The organism is Methanolobus sediminis, assembly GCF_031312595.1.
Classification (GTDB): domain Archaea; phylum Halobacteriota; class Methanosarcinia; order Methanosarcinales; family Methanosarcinaceae; genus Methanolobus; species Methanolobus sediminis.
This window is the reverse complement of sequence record NZ_CP133592.1, coordinates 1625618-1649220: the sequence shown is the minus strand read 5'-3', so window position 1 is coordinate 1649220 and position 23603 is coordinate 1625618. Positions and strand designations below refer to the sequence as shown.

The window sequence follows — 23603 nt, the reverse complement described above, 5'->3', positions numbered from 1 at the left end:
GATGATAGGAAGTAGTGGAAAAGAAAAGTACATACTGCTGATAATAATGGCATCGATAGTCATTCTTGCCATTGTAATAAATGAAGAGCAGGAAGAACAGGAAGATATCATAATACCCAGTGAGATATTGGATTGTGATTATTGTACTTTCAATTACAGAACACCTTTCACACTAGCCTACACTTATGTTCAACCTGACGGGAACAGAGTTGTTGAAGGCAAACTGGACATACTTAATGCAAAAAAGATAACGAAAAAACTGGACGGTGAACCGGAGTGGGTTGTAGCCGCGCCTTCCAATAACGGAAGCATATGGGCTGTTGTATTGGATGATGGCACAGTTGATGCTTTTGAATTGTCAGATGGTGTCATTGTAGAGAGAAATGTAAGCCCTTCCAGAATCCACCCCGATAGTCCACCAATTCTTATGATTAAAGAGGGAGAAGCATTCCTGCTTGCTCCTGGGCTGTGGAATGAATCACTTTTTACACATCCTATAGTCCTTACAGGTTCGGGAAGAACAGTATTCATAGACTCTACAGGAGATCTTGTTTTCAGGGTGAATGATAAAGAATTCTCGCGCCTTAAAGTTGATGCGCTTCCTGATGCCAGGTTGCTGGTAGATGAAAAAGAAAGAATAATGTTACTTACCGGACCCACTGAAAAATATGACCATGGAATACTGGGGGACAATATAGAGGCTTCAAGCATAACTATCGTTGATACGATCACAAAGCCGAATATCAGCACAGTCATCAGTATACCTGAAGGAAACGTGATCGAAGGGATTGCACCAATATGGACAGACCTTGATGGAGACGGTTCTCGAGAGATTATTGTAACACTCAGCTATGAGGAGGAAGGAGCCAGACTGGTTGTACTTGATGAAAACGGAAATCTTCTGGCAGAAGGACGTGCTGCGGGTTCTGGATACATGTGGAGACACCAGATCGCTGTAGCTCCTTTCGGACCTGATGGAGAGAAGAGGATCGCTGATGTACTTACACCTCACATAGGAGGAATCGTTGAACTCTACAAATGGAAAGGTGATGAGCTGACAATCACCTCAAGTCTTTCAGGTTATAGTTCTCACCTTGCAGGATCAGCAAATCTGGACATGGCCATTGCAGGAAACTTTGATGAAGACGAGAACACTGAGCTTCTTGTCCCATTGCAGAATTACGAGGAACTTGCTGTTCTTGAAGAAAATAATGATGGAATACAGGTTGTAGATGAACTGGAACTTGATGGCAGGGTTAATACTAATACTGCTGCAGTAAGCTATGGATATGATAGATTTGCTATAGGGATAGGAACAGATAACAATACTCTGACAATCTGGTATTAAATTACTAGGTATTCTTTTTTTAAATATAATAAAGCATTTATATTTTAATTACCTTTAATTTACTGGTGATAGTTTATGGCACTTATTACATGGTCAGATAAATACAGCCTTCAAATAAAAGAAATCGATGACCAGCATAAAGTACTCGTGGGTATGATCAACGAGCTTCATGATGCGATGAAGAATGCAAAAAGCAAAGAAGTATCTCTGGACATTATTAACAAGATGGCAGAGTATACAAAATTCCATTTTACTACCGAAGAAAAATATATGAAACGTTATGCATATCCTGATTATGAAGAACACAAAATAGAACATGAAAAGTTTGTAGAAAAGGTGCTCGCTTTCAAGAAAGATTATGAGGAAGGTAAAGCAGGTGTCAGCTACGACATACTTAACTTCCTTAAGGACTGGCTTGTGGGTCATATACAGGGTACTGACAAGAAGTATGCAGCACTTTTCATAGAAAAAGGTCTTAAATAGACCTTCTTTTTAAAATTTATTTTGCTGGCATTAGTCAAAACCTATTAATTACTTAAACCTAATTACTCAGTAGATGGCAGATCAGAACATAAACATAATTCAGGAACCTTACATTCTTCCGGACGCGACATCACTGGAAGTTCATAATGTCATGAAAGAGAATGTAGACAACCTTGTGTCTGTTTTCAAAGTACTGTCCGATCCTGTCAGAATACGAATTCTTAAAGCACTTCAGATAACCGAACTTTGTGTATGCGTGCTAGTTGAAACTACAGACTATAAACATTCAGCATTGTCATATCACCTGAAGCTCCTGAAAGACGCAGAACTTGTTGATTCAAGAAGAGACAAAAATTTCCAGATATACTATCTCACAGAAACCGGGGATAAATTATTGAGGAGTATTGACTCCTCATTCAAAAAAGGGATTTAATTCTTATATTTTCTCAGCAGGAAGTGCCGTGTTAAGCTTGACATAATTGACGCCTTTCAGTGCCATTGTCCTTTCTGCTACTGCTTTTACTTCCTCACCTTCACCATCAAGTATGATAACTTCAAGGCAGTTGTCGTGGTCAAGATGAATGTGGACGGAAGACTTTATAATATGAGAGTAATCATGCTGTATCTCAGTGAGAGCGCTTGAAAGGCCACGCTTGGTATGGTCGTAGATCAATGTGATAGTACCGACGCGCCTTCCTTTAACGTCACTCATCCACTCATAATGGGTAATATAGTTCCTGATAGAATCTCTGATACCTTCTGAACGTGAGGAATAACCTCTTTGTTCAATGATGGAATCAAATTTAGTAAGAAGATTTTCGGGAAGTGATACACCAATACGCATAAGTTCCTGTTCCATATAATTCACCTATAAAATAATCAAACGCAATAAACATAATAGTAATCATTTCAGTGCTATAATAACATTTAGTATGCATTTATAGTACATAAATGATACATTAATTAAGACATAAATAATTATAGGATATCTATATTATAAAATAATCAATAACAAAACTGGAAAAAGAGGATACCGATGAAAAAAGAAGAATTATACTCAGGTAAAGCAAAGACTATTTACAGAACCGAAGACCCTGAAAAACTGATTTCAGTATTCAGAGACAGCCTTACTGCTTTTGATGGAAAAAAGAAGAGTGAAGCTGCAAACAAAGGATATTACAACGCCCAGATTTCCAGAAAGCTCTTTGAAATGCTCGAAGAAAAAGGTATTCCAACGCACTACCTTGGCATGGAATCCGGTAATGAGATGCTTGTCCGTGCTGTAGAAATTATTCCAATAGAAGTGATCCCAAGGAACATTGCAGCAGGCTCCATTACCCGCAAATACCCAATAGAGGAAGGAACTGTTTTCAAGACACCTGTGCTTGTCATGGATTACAAGAGCGATGAACACGGTGACCCTATGATGAACGAGGACATCGCTGTTGCAATGGGTATTGCTACCTATGAAGAGGTCGCACAAATACGTGAAATGGCACTCAAGATCAATGAAATACTGAAGAGTTACCTTGATGAGAAAGGATTCCTGCTCCCTGACTTCAAACTTGAGTTTGGCAGAATGGACGGCAAGATCGTTGTTGCCGATGAGATATCATGTGACACATGCCGTCTCTGGGACAAGAGTACAGGCCAGTCAATGGACAAGGATATTTTCCGCTTTGACAAAGGAGACCTTTCAAAAGCATATGAAGAAGTTGCAAAGCGTATCGTACCTGAGATATTTGAATAAGAACACTATCGTAATGAGGGGAAATGATGGAAGATTACGATGTGATCATTGTAGGTGCCGGCATAAGCGGACTCTTGTCCGCACTCACTTTATCCAAACACGGCAACAGAGTACTTGTTCTTGAAAAAAGCAAATTTGTTGGCGGCAACTGTAACAGCTACATGGTTGATGGTTTCCAGGTAGATACAGGTGCTCACGCCATTACACATCTTGAAGTTGGCCCTCTTAGAAGGCTTATGGACAATTATTTTGATTACCTGCCAGTCTTTGAGGATTATGGTAATTACTTTGTGAGAACAGAAGATACTTTTATGAAAGTACCTTCCAATGTAAAGGAATTTGTCACATTTGATGTACTTCCACGTAAAGACAGGATCATTCTTACACAAGCGATTACAAAGGCACTCACCCTTTCGACATTTGGAACTGACCTGTCCAAAGAGTCCGTATATGAATTTATGCCAACTAACCTGACAGCAGATACATACCATTTTATTGATACGATCTGCTATTTCCTTTCAGGCAAGGACATGAAACAGACATCTGCCCAGAGAATTCTTACAGGAAGCAGTTTTGTGAGAGACAGTGTACCGGAGGAACAGCTTGAAAGTATCCTGAAACACAATGAAAAGATAAGCCCTGAGCCGGTTCCAAAATCATTCCTGCCACCAAATGTTCATACTTCCCTGCAGATGAAACTCACCAAAGTATCCAATCCTTTTACATCACTTGGAAGACTGGCCACTAATAAAGTAAACTATTCACAGGGCTATCCCCGAAAGGGACTAAAAGGCATACTTAACGCTGTATTGTTCTCACTGCCAAACACTGTGGAAATCAAGACAGACTGTGAAGTGAAGAAGATAATCACTGAAAAAGGGAAAGTAATAGGTGTTGAAGCTGATGAGGTATACAGGGCTGACAAAGTAGTTTACACAGGATTTGTAACAGACTTGCCAGAAATGATAGAAAGTCTTCCGAATACCTACATACAGGATCTCAGAAGAGTTGCACACACAAAAAGCCTGACTGTGTGGATTGGACTTGATTCTGTGAGAGATGATTTTAATTACATCGGTTCTGAGATATGGTTCAAGGATTCACCATACTGGGCAATGCCAATTAGTAACTATGATACTTCTCTGGCACCCAAAGGTAAACAGCTAGTAGGTTTCTCATTTATCCTCAAGGATGATGATAATGAAGATATGCAGATCAAAAAGGCATATGACACAATATACAAGGCTATTCCGGGAATTGAAGACCATATTGAAATGACACACAACCAGATAACAATTCCTGAAAAAGCTGCAGTTACAATTGATGGCTATTTTGCAGATGTAAGAACACCCATTAATGGATTGTATACAGCAGGAACTGATACTGATAGACGAAGTATGGGAATAACCCGTGCAGCATATTCTGTTGTGGAATTACTGAAAAAGATGAATGAAGATGGTTGTCTTCACAAATGACTATAAATGAATGAAAATGAGAAGGTGATTACCTTCTCAGAACCATTGTTCTTAACCTATCAGCTGCATGTTCAGCTTTGTCTGCAATGTCGCCTATTCCCCTTACAAGGCGAGACAGATGATAAACACCCAGTGCACCAATGGCATCCTCATTGCGGAATATCAGCTTAACAAGGTCCTTTTCTATGATATCTACCTGATGCTCCATTTCCTCAACTTTTGTTACAAGGGCAAGAGTTTCTTCAACATCCCTTTTACTAAAAGAAGTTTCGAGAAGCTCACCAAGTGTTGCAACAAGATCCTCATAAAGCTCAACTGTTTCAAGAGTCTTTAGTATGAGTTCACAGAAACCTTCATGTATCTCGGATGGAGCTTCAAATTTCCGAAGTGTGAGCCAGAATGCAACTTCCTGAGCGTCATCTGATATAGAATCCTGTGGTTTCAGGAAATTAAGCAGATCATTGGCATGTACCGGAAGCATAATAGAAGAGGATAGTTCAGAGCGAATTGTCTGTTTTATGACATCCGCTTCATGCTCTAGTACATCGATCTCCTTGTTCAGAGCTTCGACCTTTTCCATGTCACCTTCACAGTAAGCCTTAACAGACTCATTGAGCTTTCTTACGCAATCTCCACCTTTGTTGGCATGCATTACAAGAGGCTTGAAAGGTGAGCTTGCAAATACATTCAATACGGAACGAATATACTCTTTTTTGATCATATTCCAACTCCCAACAGTCCCGCAAATATCAGTGCAGATGTAAGAGCTGCCACGGGTACGGTTACTATCCAGGAAACAACTATCTTTCCGATAACACTTAAATCAACCGCTGCAAGACCACCTGCAAGACCTACACCAATTACTGAACCAACAAGAGTATGTGTGGTTGATATTGGTAAAGAACTGTAACTATGGAGCACAACTACTGAAGCTGTTGCAAATTCTGCTGAAAATCCTCTGGTTGGAGTAAGTTCTGTGATACGTGTACCGATAGTTTCAATGACACGGTACCCCCATGTGGCCAATCCGACAACCATTCCAATACCTCCAAGAGCCATTACCCAGAGAGGAACGCTTACTCCTGCCATATCAAGAGAACTAAGTCCTGCATAAAGTGGACCTACCGCGTTTGCAACATCATTGGACCCATGTGCAAAGGCAATATAACACGCGGTCATTGTCTGGAAGACAACGAATTTCTTTTCTACATTGTACGGGTCATCAGCTTTCTGAAGAATGAAATATCGAATAAGGGTGAATATGACATAAGCAATGACAGCTCCAAGAAGAGGTGATACGAGCCAGCTACCAACGATCTTGGTGAGGACAGCCCATTTGATCTCGCTATAGCTTATCATTCCATAATAGACTGCTGTCAGACCGAAACCAAGGACAGCTCCTACTATTGAGTGAGTTGTAGATACCGGAAGATTATAGAATGTTGCAAGGGTAATCCAGAAACTTGCTGCAAGAATAGCTGCAAGCATACCTATAGCCACAAGATGAGGATCTATTGCACTAATGGAATCAATTGGAACGATTCCCTTGGCAATAGTTGAAGTTACTCTTTTTCCAAAAAGCACAGCGCCTCCAAACTCAAAAAGACCTGCGATGATAATTACCTGTTTGATAGACAACGCACCGCTGCCTACTGACGTTCCCATGGCATTTGCAAGGTCGTTGGCACCAATATTCCACGCCATGTAAAGACCTGCTGCAACCAGTAACAATACGAGAGGATCAAAGAGACTCATCGATAATATTCTCCACTATATAGATTTAGTAGGGCAAAGTAAAGACATAAACATAAAGGTGCGTACTATATACTATATAGTAATAAATAAGATATATAGAACTATTTAGAAGAAAGAATCCAGAGTTCGCTGGAAACGGACATCGGGCAACATAGCTGCCTGAGCCATCCATTTTGATTTATCGGTCTTCAGACGAGTGGAAATATTTGCTATTGCCTGTTCTACCGAACCGAACTTTTCAGGCTCTTTACTGAAAGCTTCCCTTACGCCTTCCCTCACAACCCATACTCCAAGCGGAGCCCAGTATTCCGGACGAATTTCCCTTACCATGAAAACAGTAGCCTGTCTCCGTATGGATTTGAGATACTCAAGGGCACCAAGACGCGCTGCATAATAACCGCCTGCAAGGTTGGAATACTTTGTTTTTCCTCCAAACCCTTCATGGTCTGCTTCTATCCATGTGCTGCCACCGGACCATACTGTTCGTGGCATCCAGACTTCTATCAGTTCAAAAGAGAACATGCGAGGTATTAAGATAATCTCGAAATGATTCCCAAAAACACCGCCGCTGAAAACAGTTACTTCACTTAACTGCTGGTAGTCCCTTATCTCAGTCAGAAGGTCTTTTCCAACCATGTCATCAACAGCTGTTATTGACCATCGTGTAGGAACGAGTTTTCTTTCCTGACCTAAAAGACCGATGGATAACAGACGTGAAATATGCTCTGCAGGAATATTGCCACCCCAGAGTTCAGAGATGGCATCTTTTGCCAGGGCATCATCGTCATAGACAAGAGAATCCACTTTTTTTGGAACCTTAGGATTCTCAGTTATATCGAACTTCTTAAGGTCTCCTGACGGACCCATGGGAGTCAGCACATTATCGAATTTCAGTTTGTTACTGATGGGCTTATTGAACCATGCTTCAGTATCCACCGGCTTTTTTGAAAGAGCGAGTTCCTGAGACTTCTCGATAAGAGGATTATCAGGAGAGCGGGCATTTTTCACATTGACCCCGGTATTTGCCCTTACAAGCTGGGAGCGGGAAGCTATGACATCCTGTATGCCCATTTTCAGCAATGCTTTAGGATCTTCTAGCTGCATTGCATCATCCCCGCAGAGTTGCGGAGGGATCATTGGTCCTGCCATCACATTCGGATAGTTGTACCTGCCAACAAAAACAGATGGTGGAGATGCTCCAAATATGGACGTTTCTCCAGAGGATTTTGGAACCACTGATTCAATGGATTTGAATTTTTCAAGAATCGGGCAGTATGGCCTTCCACAAAGACCTTTGCCCTTGCATTTTATGCAAAGATTAGGAGTCAATGACTTCGCTGTCTCCGCAAAGGATACAATATCCGGCATCAGGTTCATTTTTGTTCAGCCAGCCGGAGCGCTGAACGAACTTGCACACGTTGCACATACCCGCAACCTGTTCCCGGGTGCTCATTCCCTCAATTAATTTCGCTGCAAATCTCTGTATCTCCTGCTGGGCATCTTCTGAGAAATCCACCTCTGCACCCCTTTTATCATTCAAATACTGAGACACCGCAGCCCTTGATAACTCAAGGATCTCTGCAACTTCCTGCTGGTTCTTCCCGTGTTCCCATATCATACATCTAGCAAGTTCTGCACGGATGGCAGGCAATACACGTTGAACCATGATCTCACATGTTGTTTTCACAGAAAGTCACCTTTTTCGTTATTATTATTGTTATTCACTTTTATGAATATAATCTTCAATTGCCATTTTCAAAGCGTCAAGAGCAAAACCTGAACATCGGTCTTTTCCTTCTGGAAGACCATCGAGGTAGTTGATCACATCTTCGTTTGTCAGTGCCATGGCTTCATCTACTGTTTTTCCTTTTGCCAGTTTGGCAACTGCACTTGATGTGGAAATCGCAACAACACACCCGAAGGTTTTGAACTTAACGTCTTCCAGTATATTATCCTTAACCTTTATGGAGATATTTATTATATCACCATCTATTGTGCTTCCAATCTCGCCCACACCATCGGCATCCTCAATAACCCCTACATTTGCAGGGTTACTGAACTCCTCTATTACTTTCTTAGAATACAGAACCATTCCTCCTTAGTTATCCATAGTTACCTGCCAGCAAGTGGAGACATTGCCCTTAACTTAGCAATTGTTTCCTGCAAAGCATTGACAACATAATCAATATCACCCATGCTATTCTCCCTTCCAAGACTTATCCTCAGGGAACCATGTATGAACTCATCCTCGATTTCCAGTGCACTGAGCACATGTGAAGCTTTTAGTGATTTTGAAGAACATGCAGAACCCGTGGATACTGCAACTCCCTGCATATCCAGCAGCATGAGCATTGATTCGCCTTCAACGTATTTGAAACTCATATTTACGTTGTTTGGAAGGCGTTTGGAAGGATGACCGTTCAGGCGAACATCGGAAATTGTATCAAATACCCTGCCAATGAGTGAATCACGCATCCGGGTCATGTGTATTGAATCATCGGCCAGGCGCTCAACTGCAAGCTCCATTGCTTTTGCAAATCCTACTATACCGGAAACGTTCTCTGTTCCTGAACGCATTCCCTTTTCATGATTTCCGCCAAACACTATAGGACTGATCGTAGTCCCCTTGCGGACATAAAGAGCTCCGACTCCTTTGGGGCCGTGTATCTTATGGGATGAAATAGAAAGCATGTCAACGCCCAGATCGTCTACATTAACAGGAATTTTTCCAACACTCTGCACGGCATCCGTATGGAAATAGATATTATGTTCTTTTGCAATTGCAGATATCTCTTCTATAGGCTGGATGGTGCCAACTTCGTTGTTGGCATGCATTACCGATATTAGCACAGTGTTTTCTTTGATTGACTTTCCAAGTGCCTTCACATCAACTAACCCATCAGTATCTACCGGAACATACGTAACTTCATGTCCCAGACTTTCAAGGAAAGCACATGTATTGAGAACTGCCGGATGCTCGATGACAGAAGTTATGACGTGCTTTTTACCTTCATTGAATGGAACCACACCCCTTACTGCAAGATTATCAGATTCCGTCCCGCCAGACGTGAATATGATTTCCTCGGGAAGAGCCCCTATAGCATCTGCAACCTGTTTACGTGCCAGAGAAAGAGCTTCTGCAGCTTCGGTTCCAAATGAATGAAGACTTGAAGCGTTACCAAAGGTCTCTGAAAAAAATGGTAACATAGCATCCACAACCAATGAATCAACTGGAGTGGTTGCACTGTGGTCCATGTAGATCCTTTTCATAGTATCCATTATAAGAAGAGAAGACTTCAATAAATAAATATCCTTCAGCAAGTATGCTAGAGAACATAATCAGCTTAAGTGCCGTTAAAAACATGTGTGGTCTGTCCACACACGTGAGAATAGTATTAATCCTTGATCTGATCTGGAGAAAACCCTTTTTCAATAAGAACATCTTTCATGCGGCTCAGGTGATTTCCCTGAAGTTCAACAGAATTTCCTTTTACAGTTCCACCGCATGCAAATTTAGATTTCAGGTAAGTAGAAAGCTCATGAAGATCGATTTCGTGGGCATCAAAACCCTCTACGACTGTTACTTCTTTACCGTACCTTCTTCTATTTACTTTGACAATTATTCTTTGCTGCTCTTTTGCCACTTCTTCGCAAATGCAAAGTTCCCTTGGCAATCCGCAGACTGAACACATTTCTGAACTCATCTTGTGGTATTTCCTCCGACATTATTATCTATTTTAAACACTCCATATGCATTTAATTAAATAGATGAATAGAGTAAAACTTCGATGATATTAAAATCTAATGGTAAAGAAGTAGCAACGGACGTTGATTTTGCCTGCAACATCCTAAAGCATATCAAGGGGCTTATGTTCAGTAAGAGGATACCTGACAACTATGCCCTTGTATTTGTAATGAAGAAAGCCCAGAGAATTTCGTTGCATATGCTATTTGTCACTTATCCAATTGATGCTATTTTCCTTGACGATAAGAAAAAGGTCATAAAAACATCCAGTCTGAAAGCATGGATTGGTACTTGCTCCTGCGAAGGAAAGGTAAAATACATCATTGAAACATCCCACGGAAAATCTGAAAAATTAGGGATTAAACCTGGCGATACATTTGAATTTGAAAATCAATGTCATTAGGCACTGAAGAGCTGCATGGAATGGATAGATACATACAGATGTTAAAACCTGTTTAAAGAAATGTTTATTACATTCCGGGTTCTTTAAAGCCCTGATAGAATCACCATATTATAATAATACTCAACTACCGAGGAACATAGATGTTACCTGAAGATGACTTAAAGATCATAACAGAGAAAATGGGAAGAGAACCTAATCTCGTAGAACAGGGATGCTTCCTTAACCTGTGGAGTGAGCACTGCTCATACCGCTCAAGCGCACCCCTGCTTAAAACATTTACAACCACCGGAGACAAGGTTATAATCGGTCCTGGTGACGATGCAGCAATTATCAGCTTTGGAAACGGATGGGTGCTCGCAATAGGAATGGAGAGCCACAATCACCCATCATATGTTGACCCATACAACGGTGCAGCAACAGGTGTTGGCGGAATTGTGCGTGACATTATTTCAATGGGAGCAAGACCAATTGCACTTATGGACCCACTCTACTTTGGTCCGCTTAATAACCCGAAGAACCTCTATCTTTTTGAACACATCATTGAAGGAATTGCAGGATACGGAAACTGCATCGGTGTGCCGGTTGTACGTGGAGAGGCATTCTTTGACGAATCATACAGTGGAAACCCTCTTGTAAATGTGGTTGCAGTGGGACTTGCCCGCGAAAAGGATGTTGTGACCGCATGCTCACAGAAAGCAGGTAACAAGCTTGTCCTTATGGGTTCCACCACAGGAAGAGACGGACTTGGCGGAGCATCATTCGCATCAAGAGACCTTTCTGAAGATTCAGAAGCAGAAGACAGGCCAAGTATCCAGATCGGAGATCCGTTCACAGAGAAACTCGTTATAGAAGCAACACTTGAAGCCATTGGAAAAGGATACGTAAAATCATGCAGAGACCTTGGGGCAGCAGGACTTGCCGGTGCAAGTTCAGAAATGGCAGCAAAGGGTAACCTTGGAATGAAGATCATTGCAGACAATGTCATTCTTCGTGAAAGCGGCATGACCCCTTACGAAATACTCATCGCAGAGTCACAGGAACGTATGCTCCTTGAAGTTGAACCTGAAAATGTTGATGCGGTCCTTGAAATTGCAAAGAAATACGACCTTAACGGAAGTATGATCGGTGAACTCACTGAGGAACTTAACTATACAGTAGAATTCCAGGGAGAGATTGCAGCAGACATCCCAGTCAAGCTCCTGACCGAAGGTGCACCAACCTTTGAGCGCCCATCAACTGCTCCGCAGGAACGTGATATTGGAGATAAACCGGAATTTCCGGCAGACATCAAACAGGCAATTATCGATGTATTGTCATCACACAATGTAGCATCAAAGAGATGGATCTACAGACAGTACGACCATGAAGTACAGGTAAGGACTGTTACAAAACCAGGCGATGATGCAGGTATACTGAGAATCGATGGAAAGGAAGGAATTGCACTTTCATGCGGATGCAATCCAAGACATACGCTCCTTGACCCATATGCAGGTGGAAAAGGAACAGTTGTTGAAAATGCAATGAACCTTGCAGTAAAAGGTGCACGCGGAATCGCAATTGTCGATTGTCTTAACTTCGGAAACCCTGAGAGGCCTGACATTTACTGGCAGTTCAAGCACGCAATTCTCGGGCTTGGAGATGCTGCAAGAGACCTGTCAATACCTGTTGTCGGCGGAAATGTTTCCCTGTACAATGAAAGTGGTGAATTTAAGACAGCAATTGTCCCAACACCATCAATCGGACTTGCAGGTTACATCAAAAATGTGACAAAAGCACCGGCAGGAGTGTTCTCAAATAATGGCGACACAATAATTCTGGTCGGAAGCACATCCGATGAGCTTGGAGGTTCTGAGTACTATAACATTATAGGAAAGAAAATGGATGGAAAGGCTCCACAGGTCCCTGAGAACGTAACTGCGGTTATAGATGCACTTATCAGCCTTGCAGAGAGTGAAAAGATTACTGCATCACACGATGTATCACTTGGTGGAATTGCAGTCGCACTTGCAGAAATGTGTGAGAAGACAGGTGCTGAAGTCGACCTTAGCGGTGTTGCAGAGGGCTTAAGAACTGATGATATCCTGTTCTCTGAATCATATGCCAGAGCACTGATAGCAACTTCCGAACCGGATGTTGTCAAGGAAATGCTTGGAGAACTGCCATACACTGTCATTGGCACGGTTGGTGGAAACACACTGAGCATCCAGATAGGCGATTCAAAGACAGAATTAACCCTTGAAGAGATTAAAGAGGCAAGAGAAAGCCTTATGAATTTGATGATGGAGTAACCATCATCAACAATTACTTTTTTTCAAATCCTGATTTCTAATAGCTTCTAATAACAACAATATGACTGCATATTAGCAGCTTTTTTAAAACAAAGTAACTGAGAGAAATAGTATTCCGGTAATAACCGGATAAAAGTAAAGAAGAATGGTAAAAAACCATTCTTAATAGATTTATTCTTCCTTTTCTGCAAATCCGAATTTGCGCAGTACTCTTGTGATCTTGATATTTACAGTGTCACCGACCTGGGTGTCAGGCACAAAGATTACAAAGCCTTCGATCCTGGCGATGCCGTCTCCTTCTCTTGCAAGGTCTTCAATTGTTACTTCGTATGTCTCGCCAACATCTACAGGAGCTGTTGATTCTCTGTCATTGTTATTAAACAAAATAATACACGTCCTTTAATTCAAACTAAGATAAGAAACCACACTGAGAAAACCACGATAAAAATGTAATATCAATGAATCCAGAATTGTATCAAATCTTACAGCGTTACTTATACACAACAGATATTTAAAACTTCTCAGTCTGAAACAGAATCAATGCAGAAACCATATCTTATTTATTCTTTAGAATAAAATAGATAGTTATAAATCACAAGCTCACAGTTTGTTCAGAGTAATTTTTGGGATGAATACAATGGATGAAGTTCAGATAAAAGTTGAAAAAGCTCACCCTAACGATTTTGGAAGAGGAATTATACGTCTGGATCCTACAACACTCCTAAGCCTGCAACTATCTCCCGGAGATATAGTTGAGATAGAAGGAAAAAGGAAAACAGCAGCCAAAGTATGGAGGGCTGAAAGGCAGGACTGGGGACAGGGAATTGTCAGGATTGACGGTTTTATCAGGCAGAACGCCGGAGTTGGAATTGGTGAAAGGATCACCGTAAGAAAAGCGGAAGTAGTTACGGCCACAAAAGTAATTCTGGCACCTCCTGAAGGAGTTTCCATGGAATATGGAGACCACATAAGCGAGATAATCAAACGTAACATAATGAAACGCCCACTGGTGGAAGGCGACATCATCCCTATCATAAGTTCAATGACACAGCCTATGACCAGCCAGATGGGTGGCGGACAGGCAATTCCACTTATCGCCGTTGAAACTGATCCTAAAGAAGAGATCCTCATAATAGGAGAGTTCACTGAAATCGAACTTCGCCAGAAACCTGTTCGTGGTTATGACGGTGCGACCCGTGGAGTTACCTACGAAGATATTGGCGGACTCGGTTCAGAGATACAGCGTGTCAGGGAAATGATAGAGCTTCCACTCAAGCACCCTGAACTATTCCAGAGACTTAATATCGAACCTCCAAAGGGAATTATTCTCTACGGACCACCGGGAACAGGTAAAACACTTATTGCAAAAGCAGTTGCAAATGAGTCAAGAGCAAACTTCCTCTATATTGCAGGCCCTGAGATCATGGGTAAATACTACGGAGAGAGCGAAGAGCGCATCCGTAAGATATTCGAGGAAGCTGAGGATGACGCACCTTCAATCATATTTATTGATGAGATAGATTCTATTGCACCAAAAAGACAGAACGTCACCGGAGAAGTTGAGCGCAGAGTTGTAGCTCAGTTGCTTACAATGATGGACGGCCTTGAGGAAAGAGGACAGGTCGTTGTAATAGGTGCTACAAACCGTGTTGATGCAATCGACCCGGCACTCAGAAGACCAGGAAGATTTGACAGGGAAATCGAGATAGGAGTCCCTGATACCGATGACCGTCTGGAAATCATGCAGATTCACACACGTGGTGTACCTCTTGCAGAAGATGTTGACGACGAGTTCCTTGACTATATCGCAAAACACACACAGGCATTTGTAGGGGCAGACCTTCTGGCGCTTGTCCAGGAAGCTGCAATGCGCTCTTTGAGAAGAGCACTGCCTGATATCAATCTTGAAGATGAAGACATCCCGCAGGAGATACTGGACACCATTGTTGTCTGTAAGGATGACTTTGAGAATGCACTGAGAGAAATAGAGCCTTCGGCGATGAGAGAAGTGCTTGTAGAGGTTCCTGATGTCAGATGGGATGATGTCGGAGGACTGGACAAAGCCAAGCAGGAGATCAAAGAAGCTGTGGAATGGCCGCTCACAAGACCTGACAGGTTTGTGACCATGGGAATCAAACCTCCTAAGGGAGTTCTGCTATTCGGACCACCCGGAACCGGTAAAACACTGATGGCCCAGGCTGTTGCGAATGAGTCAAATGCCAACTTTATTAGTGTAAAAGGACCGCAGATGCTGTCCAAATGGGTAGGAGAATCTGAAAAGGCCATCAGGGAGACATTCAAGAAAGCAAGACAGGTAGCTCCATGTATTGTATTCTTTGATGAGATAGATTCTATTGCACCGATGAGAAGTGCTATGTCAGAGGATTCAAAGGTCTCAGAAAGAGTAGTGAACCAGCTTCTGACAGAGCTGGATGGTCTTGAGCCGTTGAAGGAAATAGTAGTGATTGCCGCAACCAACAGACCGGACATAATTGACCCTGCACTTTTGAGATCCGGAAGATTTGACAGGATGGTTCTTGTTGGACAGTCCACCTATTCCGGAAGAAAACAGATATTCAAGATCCATTCAAAGAACATTCCTCTTGGAGATGACGTTACAATTGATGAACTTGCAACCATGACAGAAGGATTTGTAGGGGCAGACATTGAAGCAGTATGCCGAGAAGCTGTAATGCTTTCACTGAGAGAGAACTTTGATGCCGAAACTGTTAGTATGAAGTACTTCAGAGAAGCTCTTAATAAGGTCAGACCCACACTGTCCGAGAATCTGGTAGATTATTATGAGAAAATACAGGCACAGTTCAAGGGCGGCATCAAGAAAGAAGAAGCAAGTTCTTATATAGGATACAGATAAATATATGAAAAATTTAGATGTGATTATTATATCAAGGGGCGAATGAAAATGGCAAATGTCTTTGCAAAAAACCTTTCGAGCAAACAGGTAATGGCAACAGATGGAACGGAGATAGGCATATTATATAATATTGTAATGGATATCAGGACAGGAGACCTAATTGACCTTATAGTTAAACCGGACATGAGTCTTGATACTTCCAAATACAGGGCCGATGAGCAGTACATATTACTGCCTTTTGAGTCTGTAAGGGCCATAAAGGACTATATAGTAGTTGATAAAAATATAGCCCGTGGCTTGAACCCGGAACCTGTAGAAATATGATCACACCGGCTGCAGAGATTGCCTTGCAGCCCTGTACATTCTTTTTTAACAATCATTAACCAGATTGATTAAATCAAGTTACTTGATTGAAGATAAGCTAGTGCTTCCACTGTGCCGTCCCCATAACTTGCTTCACTGACATAATCTGCAATGTCTTTTAAGAAATCATCAGCATTGCCTACGGCAACTGCAAATCCTGCCTCCTGAAGCATTTCCAGATCATTGATCGAATCACCTATGGCTACAAAATCAGTGGTTTCAAGACCCATAAGCTCTGCCATTTTTAAAAGCCCTGTTCCCTTGTTAATCGTTTTACTCTTTATGTGTATGGCAAAATGCGTATCTATAATTTCTACGTTAGGAAAATGTGTTCCCAAGATAACACGTGCCTCTTCAACATCAAAATTGTTTCTGAGGACTATTTCGGTTTTTCTGTGAACTGAATCCAGCTTTTCCATATTGAACTCGGAAGAAAGGAATTCGTAGGCTTCCTCACACTCGTGGATCACATCAGAAACTATTGGCTCATTATCAAAGCCATCAACTATGACACCACCATTCTCTGCTATTATATTGCAGCATACTCCTACAAGTTTGGCTGCAGCTTTGGCATAGCAGAGTACGTTTCCTGTGGCAATCACAACAGGAATATCAAGGGTGCGTAGTTTTGCAGCAGCATTGAGACTGAGCTTGCGATCCCTGTGAGTAATGGTTCCATCGATGTCAATTACAATGGCCTTGAATGTCATAAGCATTAGAAGACAATGTGAGATAAAAGTGTTTTCAGTGGTGTAATTTCATGATTAGACAAAACATGTATAGAGACATATAATACAAAAATATGACTTAAAAAAAAGACAGGGAAGTATTCTCCAAAAAGGAGAATCATTAACTCTTTTCCATTATTATGGATCACGCAGACCGGGAGTGGTTACAGAAATAATAGCTTCACCATCAGGAAGGTTTGGAGAGTCCACTAGTTTGACTATTCTCTTATCACCCTTGGATTTACGCAGGTAAAGCCTGAAAGTTGCTGTGTGGCCCACAATGTGTCCACCGATCGGTTTGGTAGGATCACCAAAGAATGCATCAGGTTTTGACATAACCTGATTTGTAACTACTACTGATGCATTATAGAGATCACCACATTTTTGCAGACCATGCAGGTGTTTATTAAGTTTCTGCTGCCTGTCTGCCAGTGTTCCCCTTCCGATGTATTCTGCCCTGAAGTGAGCCGTCAGGGAATCCACAATGAAAAGTCTCACAGGCATATCACTGTCCTTTAATTCATTTGCAAGTTCCATTGCAGAATCTACAAGCAGTATCTGGTGATTGGAATTGTATGCACGTGCAACATGGATGTGTTTGAGGAATTCTTCAGGGTCATATTCCTGACCGTATCTTTCAGAAAGACCTTCAACCATTTGTTTTATTCTTTCAGGTCTGAAGGTATTCTCAGTATCGATAATAATCACAGAACCGCTAAGTCCGCCCTGTTCCTTTGGCAATTGTACATTTACAGCAAGCTGGTGTGCAACCTGCGTCTTACCGGAACCAAATTCGCCATAGAGTTCAGTAATTGCCTGAGTGTCTATACCACCGCCCATCATTTCATCGAACTCGGTACATCCCGTGGAAAGCTTACCAACAAGCTTCCTGCGTTCCATCACAACATCACCGGTCTCAAATCCACCAATATCAGCCGACTGTCTGGCTGCAAGAATGATCTTTGCTGCAGTGGATTCACCAATTTCAGCTGCGGTTGCAAGTTCTGCCGGAGAAGAAACAGCAATTGCTTCAACGGTTGTGAAACCGGCATCTTTTAGTTTCTGTGCGGTCGCCGGACCGACATGGTCCAGTTCTTCCAATAACACTTCTGACATTTATCTTAACTCCTGGGTGCACATGTTTTCTTCTGGTGCACAATTCGATTAACTAATTGATTTTTGAGTATATATAGCTGAATAGAGCGAGGTGAAAGTATTATATATAGTATTCATGACATGTGTACGACAAAACTTATCATTAAAACCAGTCATTAAGGAAGCAATGGCCAGAGTAGTAGTAGGCGGTACTTTCGAATGCCTGCATGACGGACACAAGGAACTTATCCGCAAAGCATTCGAACTTGCCGGAAAGAGTGGAATTGTAGACATCGGACTTACATCCAATGAAATGGCAAACAAGCGTCCACGGCACGTTCCTGATTATGATATCAGAAAGACTAATCTTCTTGGATACATCAATGAGATCTCAGAAGGTCAGGAATATACGATACTGGAACTCAATGAGCCCTTCGGAAAAACGCTTGAAGCAGACTATGATTACATTGTAGTTTCACCGGAAACACATCCTGTTGCATTGAAGATCAACCAGCTCAGGACTAAGGAAAGCATGAAGGAAATCGAGATTGTCAGGGTAGATTTTGTGCTTGCTGACGATAAAATACCCATATCTTCTACAAGAATAGCCCACGGTGAGATTGACATCCACGGTCACCTGAAATAAGGTACTTGTAAGACACTGGTTTTCGGAACATAATTTTATAAACTATTTTCTACAACTACTGTCCATGGGAAGAGTATTCAACGAAATGGACAATCAGATCTTTAACAAGCTTGCACCTGAACTTGCCGGGAACACAATGTCAAATTCAGGACATAACTACCCCTTTATCCTCAGGCCACTATCCCACAAAATAGCAGTTGATGCCGATGACTTCAGGGCAAGGATGGATAAACTGGACACCGAAGAAATGGAATATCTTTTCCAGCTTGCACTGGAAGGCAAAGAGGACATCAGGTCTCTTGAAGAGGAAGATGTTGATACTTTCATCGAGATGGTTGAAGAGAGACTCTCTACTGAGAAGATGAAGGAACTCAAAGCAAAGCTTGGAATGGCATAATGAAGCCATCCAGACTGCTTTTTGGAACTGCTGGTACACCAAAGAGTTCCAGGAAGAGAAACAGTATTTCAGGTATTGAAAGGGTGAAGGAACTCGGACTTGGCTGCATGGAACTTGAATTTGTCCGCGGGGTCAAGATGGGTGAAGCCACTGCTGCTGAAGTTCTGGAGAAATCACATGAAGAAAATATCTCGCTGAGCGTTCATGGTCCTTATTACATCAACCTGAACTCACAGGAATCTGAAAAGATAGATGCCAGTATCGAGAGGATATACAAGTCATCCAGAATCGGGAGTCTTTGCGGTGCAAGGAACATCGTGTTCCATCCTGCATATTATCACAAAGAAAAACCGGAGAAGGTCTATGAAAAGGTATTTTCATTGCTGGAACAACTGGGTTCAAAGCTTAATGATGAAGGCATAGAAGTAATACTTCGGCCTGAAACTACAGGAAAGGGGACACAGTTTGGAAGCCTTGAAGAAAACGTTAGGCTTGGAGCAGAACTGGAGAACGTACTTCCATGCATTGATTTTGCACACCTGCATGCAAGAAGCAATGGCGCTGAGAACAGCTATGAGGAATTCTCGGCCACACTTGAGCTGGTTGAGAATGAACTTGGCAGGGAAGGACTTGATGATATGCATATGCATGTTTCAGGTATTGAGTACAGCGAAAAAGGTGAGAGAAATCACCTGAATCTCGATGATTCTGACCTTCAATATACAGAACTTATGCGCGCCCTTAAAGACTTTAAGGTAAAAGGTCTGCTGATATGCGAAAGTCCTGATAATGAAGGAGATGCCATGTTGCTAAAAAGAACCTATGAGGGATTGTAGACCCTCATTATATGTGAAGAGAGGGTGCCACATGCTCCAGGAATGGATGCATCAATGTGAAAATACCAATCACCACAATAACAGAACCACTTACAAGCGGAAGTTTGTTTATTTTGGTACTGCTCACATAACTCTCAATGAAACCTTTTCCTTTGACAAACACTACTGACAGTGAAGTAATAGCCAGTGCAAGGCCGGCACTGAATATCAGTACATATATCAAACCATTATACACCTGATTGTTTGCGATGCTGAATAGCAATACTGCAAGTGCAGCCGGGCATGGAATGAGTCCTGTTGAAAGCCCTATTGCAATGACTCCTTTTTTTGTATTAATTGCATGTTCGTGCGGATGGAAAAATTTCCTGAGGATCCATACTCCCACTACTATGAGGATGATGCCTCCCACTACACTCATGATATCATGGGTCATGTCCACATTCAAAGCTTCTATCAGATAGATCGATGCAACTCCCAATGCCAGTACCACAATAACATGAGATACAACAATAGTCATCCCAAGAAGAAGTGCGTCTTTAAGATCTGCATCCGTACCCATGACAAAAACTGCCATTATAGATTTTCCGTGACCTGGTTCAAGCGCATGAAGCGCACCAAGCAGGAATGCAGATATGACTATAAAAAGACTAAGGCCTGAAGAAAGTCCATCTGCTCCAATTGAAAGTATATCCATGATGATTACCCCGTTTCTATTTGAATGCTAAAGTGCAAGCAAGTGTAATATGTTATATGTAATACTAATTTGATGTTAGTATATATATGTGTTATGAAAGAGTATGCTACTAATTGTAATTAAAGTAATACTAATGCAAGAAATAGCAAAATATTCCTGAAACATGGGGGAGGTAATTTAGCAGAACTTGAAATTTAAAAAGTGTTTTGTGTGAACAATATACGTTTATGTAGCAGAATAATTGTAATTATCAACAAAATACATACTAATTCAATACTCAATAACTAAAAATAAAAATAACATGGTTAAAGCATAAAAACCGTAGATAAAATAGTACATTATATTCTAGTATTTTGCTGAAACGTAGAAAGAAGAAAACAGTTTAATGAAGTTAAAAATATAGTAACCATATATCTTAAAAATCAAATAAGAACTGTTAACAGCGTGAAAAAACAAAAGCAGTTGCCCCCGAAAATACAAAAATCATAAAAATCAAGTGTGGAAATTAAGAAATATTTATTTTAAAAAATGAAGGATATTATTGCATACTTTAACAAACGTTGCAACCAAAAGAAAGTAGCGTTACTTCTTATGACAACATGATTTATCATAGAAGATTAACGAACGTACTCCTTTTTATATCAAAAAAATTGATGTCTGCCCGTACTTACACAGTAAGGAGTTAATAACGATGTTATGGAGTTACTCAAAAATAGATGAAGCAAAGGTAAAGACCATCGAAGAACTTGAGAAGAAGCTGGGTGTAACCCTTCTTGCATTCTCCGAACAGGATATCAAGAACGCAGAACTTACATCCGATGATCTCGAACAAATCAAGACAATAGAAGGCGAACTTGGACTTTCCCTTGTAGCTGTCAAGATGTAAGGTTAAATCTTAACCATTATTTTCAGGGTGAAAAAACACCCTACATTTTAATTTCGATTTCTAGCATTCGTTTATCCCTCTGAACATCACTTTTTAATATAATTATTCTTTGTAGCCTTTAGCTTGTATAATTTGTTTGAAAATAATGACAAACGTTACCAAGAGTAATACAATAAAAAAGAAGAATACATATACATGTAGCACAATTTATCAACTAATATGAGTGAAAAGAATAATAGAAATAATGATAGTAAATCACAATTCTTGAAATTATTTTATGCACTTGATAGTAAAACAAGGCTAAATATGATACAGAGCCTGCAGGAGAATGAAAAACATATTTCACAGCTGGCTCGTGAACAGGAATTATCGATTCCTGTTGCATCAAAACATGTGAGTATTCTTGAAGAAGCCAGCCTTATTGAAAGACACATATATGGAAAAACCCACGTTCTGGAAATAAATAACAAAGATGTTGCCAGCTCACTTGATATCCTGGCACCAACCAGATGCATTAAAGTGAAAAAGGGAACCAACCTGCTTGAAGCTCTTAAAAGAGTTGCAATCGTTGAGACGAAGAAAATAAAGGGAATAGAGCAGGTGGTTGCAGTGAACGGGGACGAAGGCTTTTACATATATGAAAAAGACGGCGAACTTTGTGACCAGACTGCCCAGAAATGCACATTATCTAATAGTGTGACAATAACATGGAAAAAGCTTGAGCCTATTGCAAAAATACGCCTCAATGTTGAGATAGAAGATTGATTCATCTACAAGTACTCATACAGAGCAGAATATCCTTACTTTTTACAGCGTAGCTGACACCTGGTTTTTGCAACTGACAATAAAGGAATTATTTTGATTCCCATATGACAATTGCCAGACTACCGAACAACTACTTATACAATAACACTAATTTACATTAGTATTTTTAATATAAGTATTAGCTATTATAGAGAGATGTTGAGATGTATCCACAAAGTGATGAATACAAAAATACAGCTTATGAAACACATAAAAACGGACTTTTCTGGCAGACTTACATCTACAAAAAAGATATTGATCTCAATTACAGGCTAATTAGCATAGCTAGATTTCTGGTAGAACCTGAATCTGAAACTATTCATGAAATCATTGACAAAACAGTATCTGCCATTAACCCGCAATTTCCAGATTCAAAAAGATTGAACATTCATGCAGTAGGAGAATTGTCTTGAATACATTGATCGCTAAAAAAGCTATAGAAATGCTTCATGATATTAAAGGAATAGAAAAAGCAATTGTCCTTGACAATGAGGATGTTGAGATAATAACGAAGCTTGAAGAAAAGGACGAACAGATGAATTCATTATATATAGGCAGAAAACATAATATAGGAGTTAAAAAAGCTCTTGGAGCAGACATACTGCTGGCTTTTGTAACCAACATAGAATATGAGTGGCCAACTGATAATCTAAAGATAATGTACCAGGGAGAGATTATTGGAAGGGACATCAGCGATGCGAATGAAATTAAAAAGTACATAGACTCAAATGATCACTGTGTATTTGGCAACATTGTAGTCAATTTCCGAAAAATGAAAGACCTTAGAAATACAACTGAACCTCCACTGATGATTATCAGTGCTAAAACATGGAATGAAGCCGAAAATATGAATTTTGTATCTGAAGCTTTAATAGCATCACCTTCAAGGTTAACCGATGGATACATCAAATCCAAAATTCCATGTGGAAGAGATTTACATATCGGAACATTTCTTGTTGGATTAAATATTGAAATAGAAGGAATTGAAGATTTTACCGTAAAGAACATGATGGAAAACTAAAAACGAATTGA

General features: G+C 40.8%; 28 protein-coding genes. 16 read left to right on the top strand and 12 right to left on the bottom strand.

Annotated features, from left to right (window positions below; all coding sequences use genetic code 11):
* Nucleotide 1 precedes the first annotated feature (1 nt).
* The 3 genes from RE474_RS07975 to RE474_RS07965 all read left to right on the top strand — a co-directional run bounded on the left by RE474_RS07975 (nt 2) and on the right by RE474_RS07965 (nt 2264).
* Nucleotides 2-1348, top strand: a complete 1347-nt coding sequence (locus tag RE474_RS07975) for a hypothetical protein (protein ID WP_309309854.1) — start codon at nt 2-4, stop codon at nt 1346-1348.
* 75 nt (nt 1349-1423) lie between these two features.
* On the top strand, nt 1424-1831 hold the full coding sequence (locus tag RE474_RS07970; protein WP_309309853.1) for a bacteriohemerythrin: 408 nt from the start codon (nt 1424-1426) through the stop codon (nt 1829-1831).
* A 73-nt stretch (nt 1832-1904) separates the two neighbouring features.
* Nucleotides 1905-2264 (top strand): ArsR/SmtB family transcription factor, encoded by a 360-nt coding sequence (locus RE474_RS07965; protein ID WP_309309852.1) that lies wholly within the window; start codon nt 1905-1907, stop codon nt 2262-2264.
* Between the two features lie 3 nt (nt 2265-2267).
* On the opposite strand, the gene nikR is transcribed toward RE474_RS07965, so the two are convergent.
* Nucleotides 2268-2690 (bottom strand): nickel-responsive transcriptional regulator NikR, encoded by a 423-nt coding sequence (nikR, locus tag RE474_RS07960; RefSeq protein ID WP_023844892.1) that lies wholly within the window; start codon nt 2688-2690, stop codon nt 2268-2270.
* A gap of 177 nt (nt 2691-2867) precedes the next feature.
* Between nikR and purC the strand changes: the two genes are divergently transcribed.
* Nucleotides 2868-3581, top strand: a complete 714-nt coding sequence (gene purC, locus RE474_RS07955) for a phosphoribosylaminoimidazolesuccinocarboxamide synthase (protein ID WP_309309851.1) — start codon at nt 2868-2870, stop codon at nt 3579-3581.
* A 26-nt stretch (nt 3582-3607) separates the two neighbouring features.
* Entirely contained in the window at nt 3608-5056 is a 1449-nt protein-coding gene (locus RE474_RS07950) for a phytoene desaturase family protein (protein WP_309312226.1), read from the top strand.
* A gap of 28 nt (nt 5057-5084) precedes the next feature.
* Here RE474_RS07950 and RE474_RS07945 read toward each other — a convergent pair whose 3' ends face one another.
* From RE474_RS07945 to yciH, 7 genes are all read right to left on the bottom strand, one after another.
* A complete protein-coding gene (locus tag RE474_RS07945; protein ID WP_309309850.1) occupies nt 5085-5777 on the bottom strand; it encodes a TIGR00153 family protein in 693 nt (230 codons plus the stop codon).
* The gene (locus RE474_RS07940) at nt 5774-6811 is read right to left on the bottom strand and encodes an inorganic phosphate transporter (RefSeq protein ID WP_309309849.1); all 1038 of its coding nucleotides are present in this window, start codon (nt 6809-6811) and stop codon (nt 5774-5776) included. The genes RE474_RS07945 and RE474_RS07940 overlap by 4 nt, the downstream gene beginning before the upstream one ends.
* 105 nt (nt 6812-6916) lie before the next feature.
* A complete protein-coding gene (locus RE474_RS07935; RefSeq protein WP_309309848.1) occupies nt 6917-8140 on the bottom strand; it encodes an Nre family DNA repair protein in 1224 nt (407 codons plus the stop codon).
* Nucleotides 8130-8498 (bottom strand): transcriptional regulator, encoded by a 369-nt coding sequence (locus RE474_RS07930; RefSeq protein WP_309309847.1) that lies wholly within the window; start codon nt 8496-8498, stop codon nt 8130-8132. The genes RE474_RS07935 and RE474_RS07930 overlap by 11 nt, the downstream gene beginning before the upstream one ends.
* Nucleotides 8499-8528: 30 nt before the next feature.
* The gene (locus RE474_RS07925; RefSeq protein ID WP_309309846.1) at nt 8529-8903 is read right to left on the bottom strand and encodes an iron-sulfur cluster assembly scaffold protein; all 375 of its coding nucleotides are present in this window, start codon (nt 8901-8903) and stop codon (nt 8529-8531) included.
* A 20-nt stretch (nt 8904-8923) separates the two neighbouring features.
* On the bottom strand, nt 8924-10090 hold the full coding sequence (gene nifS, locus RE474_RS07920; protein WP_309309845.1) for a cysteine desulfurase NifS: 1167 nt from the start codon (nt 10088-10090) through the stop codon (nt 8924-8926).
* A gap of 116 nt (nt 10091-10206) precedes the next feature.
* Nucleotides 10207-10515 (bottom strand): stress response translation initiation inhibitor YciH, encoded by a 309-nt coding sequence (gene yciH, locus RE474_RS07915; RefSeq protein ID WP_309309844.1) that lies wholly within the window; start codon nt 10513-10515, stop codon nt 10207-10209.
* A gap of 84 nt (nt 10516-10599) precedes the next feature.
* Here yciH and RE474_RS07910 point away from each other — a divergent pair, with 84 nt between their 5' ends.
* On the top strand, nt 10600-10959 hold the full coding sequence (locus tag RE474_RS07910) for a DUF192 domain-containing protein (protein ID WP_309309843.1): 360 nt from the start codon (nt 10600-10602) through the stop codon (nt 10957-10959).
* Between the two features lie 140 nt (nt 10960-11099).
* Nucleotides 11100-13247, top strand: coding sequence for a phosphoribosylformylglycinamidine synthase subunit PurL (gene purL / locus RE474_RS07905; RefSeq protein WP_309309842.1), 2148 nt, complete (start codon nt 11100-11102; stop codon nt 13245-13247).
* A 171-nt stretch (nt 13248-13418) separates the two neighbouring features.
* Here the strand turns inward: purL and RE474_RS07900 are convergent, their stop codons facing one another.
* The gene (locus RE474_RS07900) at nt 13419-13631 is read right to left on the bottom strand and encodes a TRAM domain-containing RNA chaperone (protein ID WP_091708630.1); all 213 of its coding nucleotides are present in this window, start codon (nt 13629-13631) and stop codon (nt 13419-13421) included.
* A gap of 253 nt (nt 13632-13884) precedes the next feature.
* Here RE474_RS07900 and RE474_RS07895 point away from each other — a divergent pair, with 253 nt between their 5' ends.
* Together RE474_RS07895 and RE474_RS07890 are read left to right on the top strand one after the other, a co-directional pair.
* The gene (locus RE474_RS07895; RefSeq protein WP_309309841.1) at nt 13885-16122 is read left to right on the top strand and encodes a CDC48 family AAA ATPase; all 2238 of its coding nucleotides are present in this window, start codon (nt 13885-13887) and stop codon (nt 16120-16122) included.
* A gap of 48 nt (nt 16123-16170) precedes the next feature.
* Entirely contained in the window at nt 16171-16446 is a 276-nt protein-coding gene (locus RE474_RS07890; protein WP_309312225.1) for a PRC-barrel domain-containing protein, read from the top strand.
* Between the two features lie 68 nt (nt 16447-16514).
* On the opposite strand, the gene RE474_RS07885 is transcribed toward RE474_RS07890, so the two are convergent.
* Together RE474_RS07885 and radA are read right to left on the bottom strand one after the other, a co-directional pair.
* Nucleotides 16515-17195, bottom strand: a complete 681-nt coding sequence (locus RE474_RS07885; protein WP_309309840.1) for a phosphoglycolate phosphatase — start codon at nt 17193-17195, stop codon at nt 16515-16517.
* Nucleotides 17196-17351: 156 nt separating this feature from the next.
* Nucleotides 17352-18329, bottom strand: coding sequence for a DNA repair and recombination protein RadA (radA, locus tag RE474_RS07880; protein WP_309309839.1), 978 nt, complete (start codon nt 18327-18329; stop codon nt 17352-17354).
* 166 nt (nt 18330-18495) lie between these two features.
* Here radA and RE474_RS07875 point away from each other — a divergent pair, with 166 nt between their 5' ends.
* The 3 genes from RE474_RS07875 (at nt 18496) to RE474_RS07865 (ending at nt 20187) form a co-directional block, all read left to right on the top strand.
* Entirely contained in the window at nt 18496-18954 is a 459-nt protein-coding gene (locus RE474_RS07875) for a phosphopantetheine adenylyltransferase (protein ID WP_309309838.1), read from the top strand.
* Between the two features lie 64 nt (nt 18955-19018).
* Nucleotides 19019-19351, top strand: a complete 333-nt coding sequence (locus RE474_RS07870) for a hypothetical protein (RefSeq protein WP_309309837.1) — start codon at nt 19019-19021, stop codon at nt 19349-19351.
* A complete protein-coding gene (locus RE474_RS07865; protein ID WP_309309836.1) occupies nt 19351-20187 on the top strand; it encodes a TIM barrel protein in 837 nt (278 codons plus the stop codon). The genes RE474_RS07870 and RE474_RS07865 overlap by 1 nt, the downstream gene beginning before the upstream one ends.
* Nucleotides 20188-20194: 7 nt before the next feature.
* On the opposite strand, the gene RE474_RS07860 is transcribed toward RE474_RS07865, so the two are convergent.
* Nucleotides 20195-20881 (bottom strand): HoxN/HupN/NixA family nickel/cobalt transporter, encoded by a 687-nt coding sequence (locus tag RE474_RS07860; protein WP_309309835.1) that lies wholly within the window; start codon nt 20879-20881, stop codon nt 20195-20197.
* 691 nt (nt 20882-21572) lie between these two features.
* Here RE474_RS07860 and RE474_RS07855 point away from each other — a divergent pair.
* The 4 genes from RE474_RS07855 (at nt 21573) to RE474_RS07840 (ending at nt 23592) form a co-directional block, all read left to right on the top strand.
* Nucleotides 21573-21767 carry a hypothetical protein gene (locus tag RE474_RS07855; RefSeq protein ID WP_309309834.1) on the top strand — a complete coding sequence of 65 codons (195 nt, stop codon included), beginning with the start codon at nt 21573-21575 and terminating at the stop codon, nt 21765-21767.
* A 306-nt stretch (nt 21768-22073) separates the two neighbouring features.
* Nucleotides 22074-22532 (top strand): winged helix-turn-helix domain-containing protein, encoded by a 459-nt coding sequence (locus tag RE474_RS07850; RefSeq protein ID WP_309309833.1) that lies wholly within the window; start codon nt 22074-22076, stop codon nt 22530-22532.
* Nucleotides 22533-22735: 203 nt separating this feature from the next.
* Nucleotides 22736-22984 (top strand): hypothetical protein, encoded by a 249-nt coding sequence (locus tag RE474_RS07845; RefSeq protein WP_309309832.1) that lies wholly within the window; start codon nt 22736-22738, stop codon nt 22982-22984.
* Nucleotides 22981-23592 (top strand): hypothetical protein, encoded by a 612-nt coding sequence (locus RE474_RS07840; protein WP_309309831.1) that lies wholly within the window; start codon nt 22981-22983, stop codon nt 23590-23592. The genes RE474_RS07845 and RE474_RS07840 overlap by 4 nt, the downstream gene beginning before the upstream one ends.
* The last annotated feature ends 11 nt before the right edge of the window (nt 23593-23603 follow it).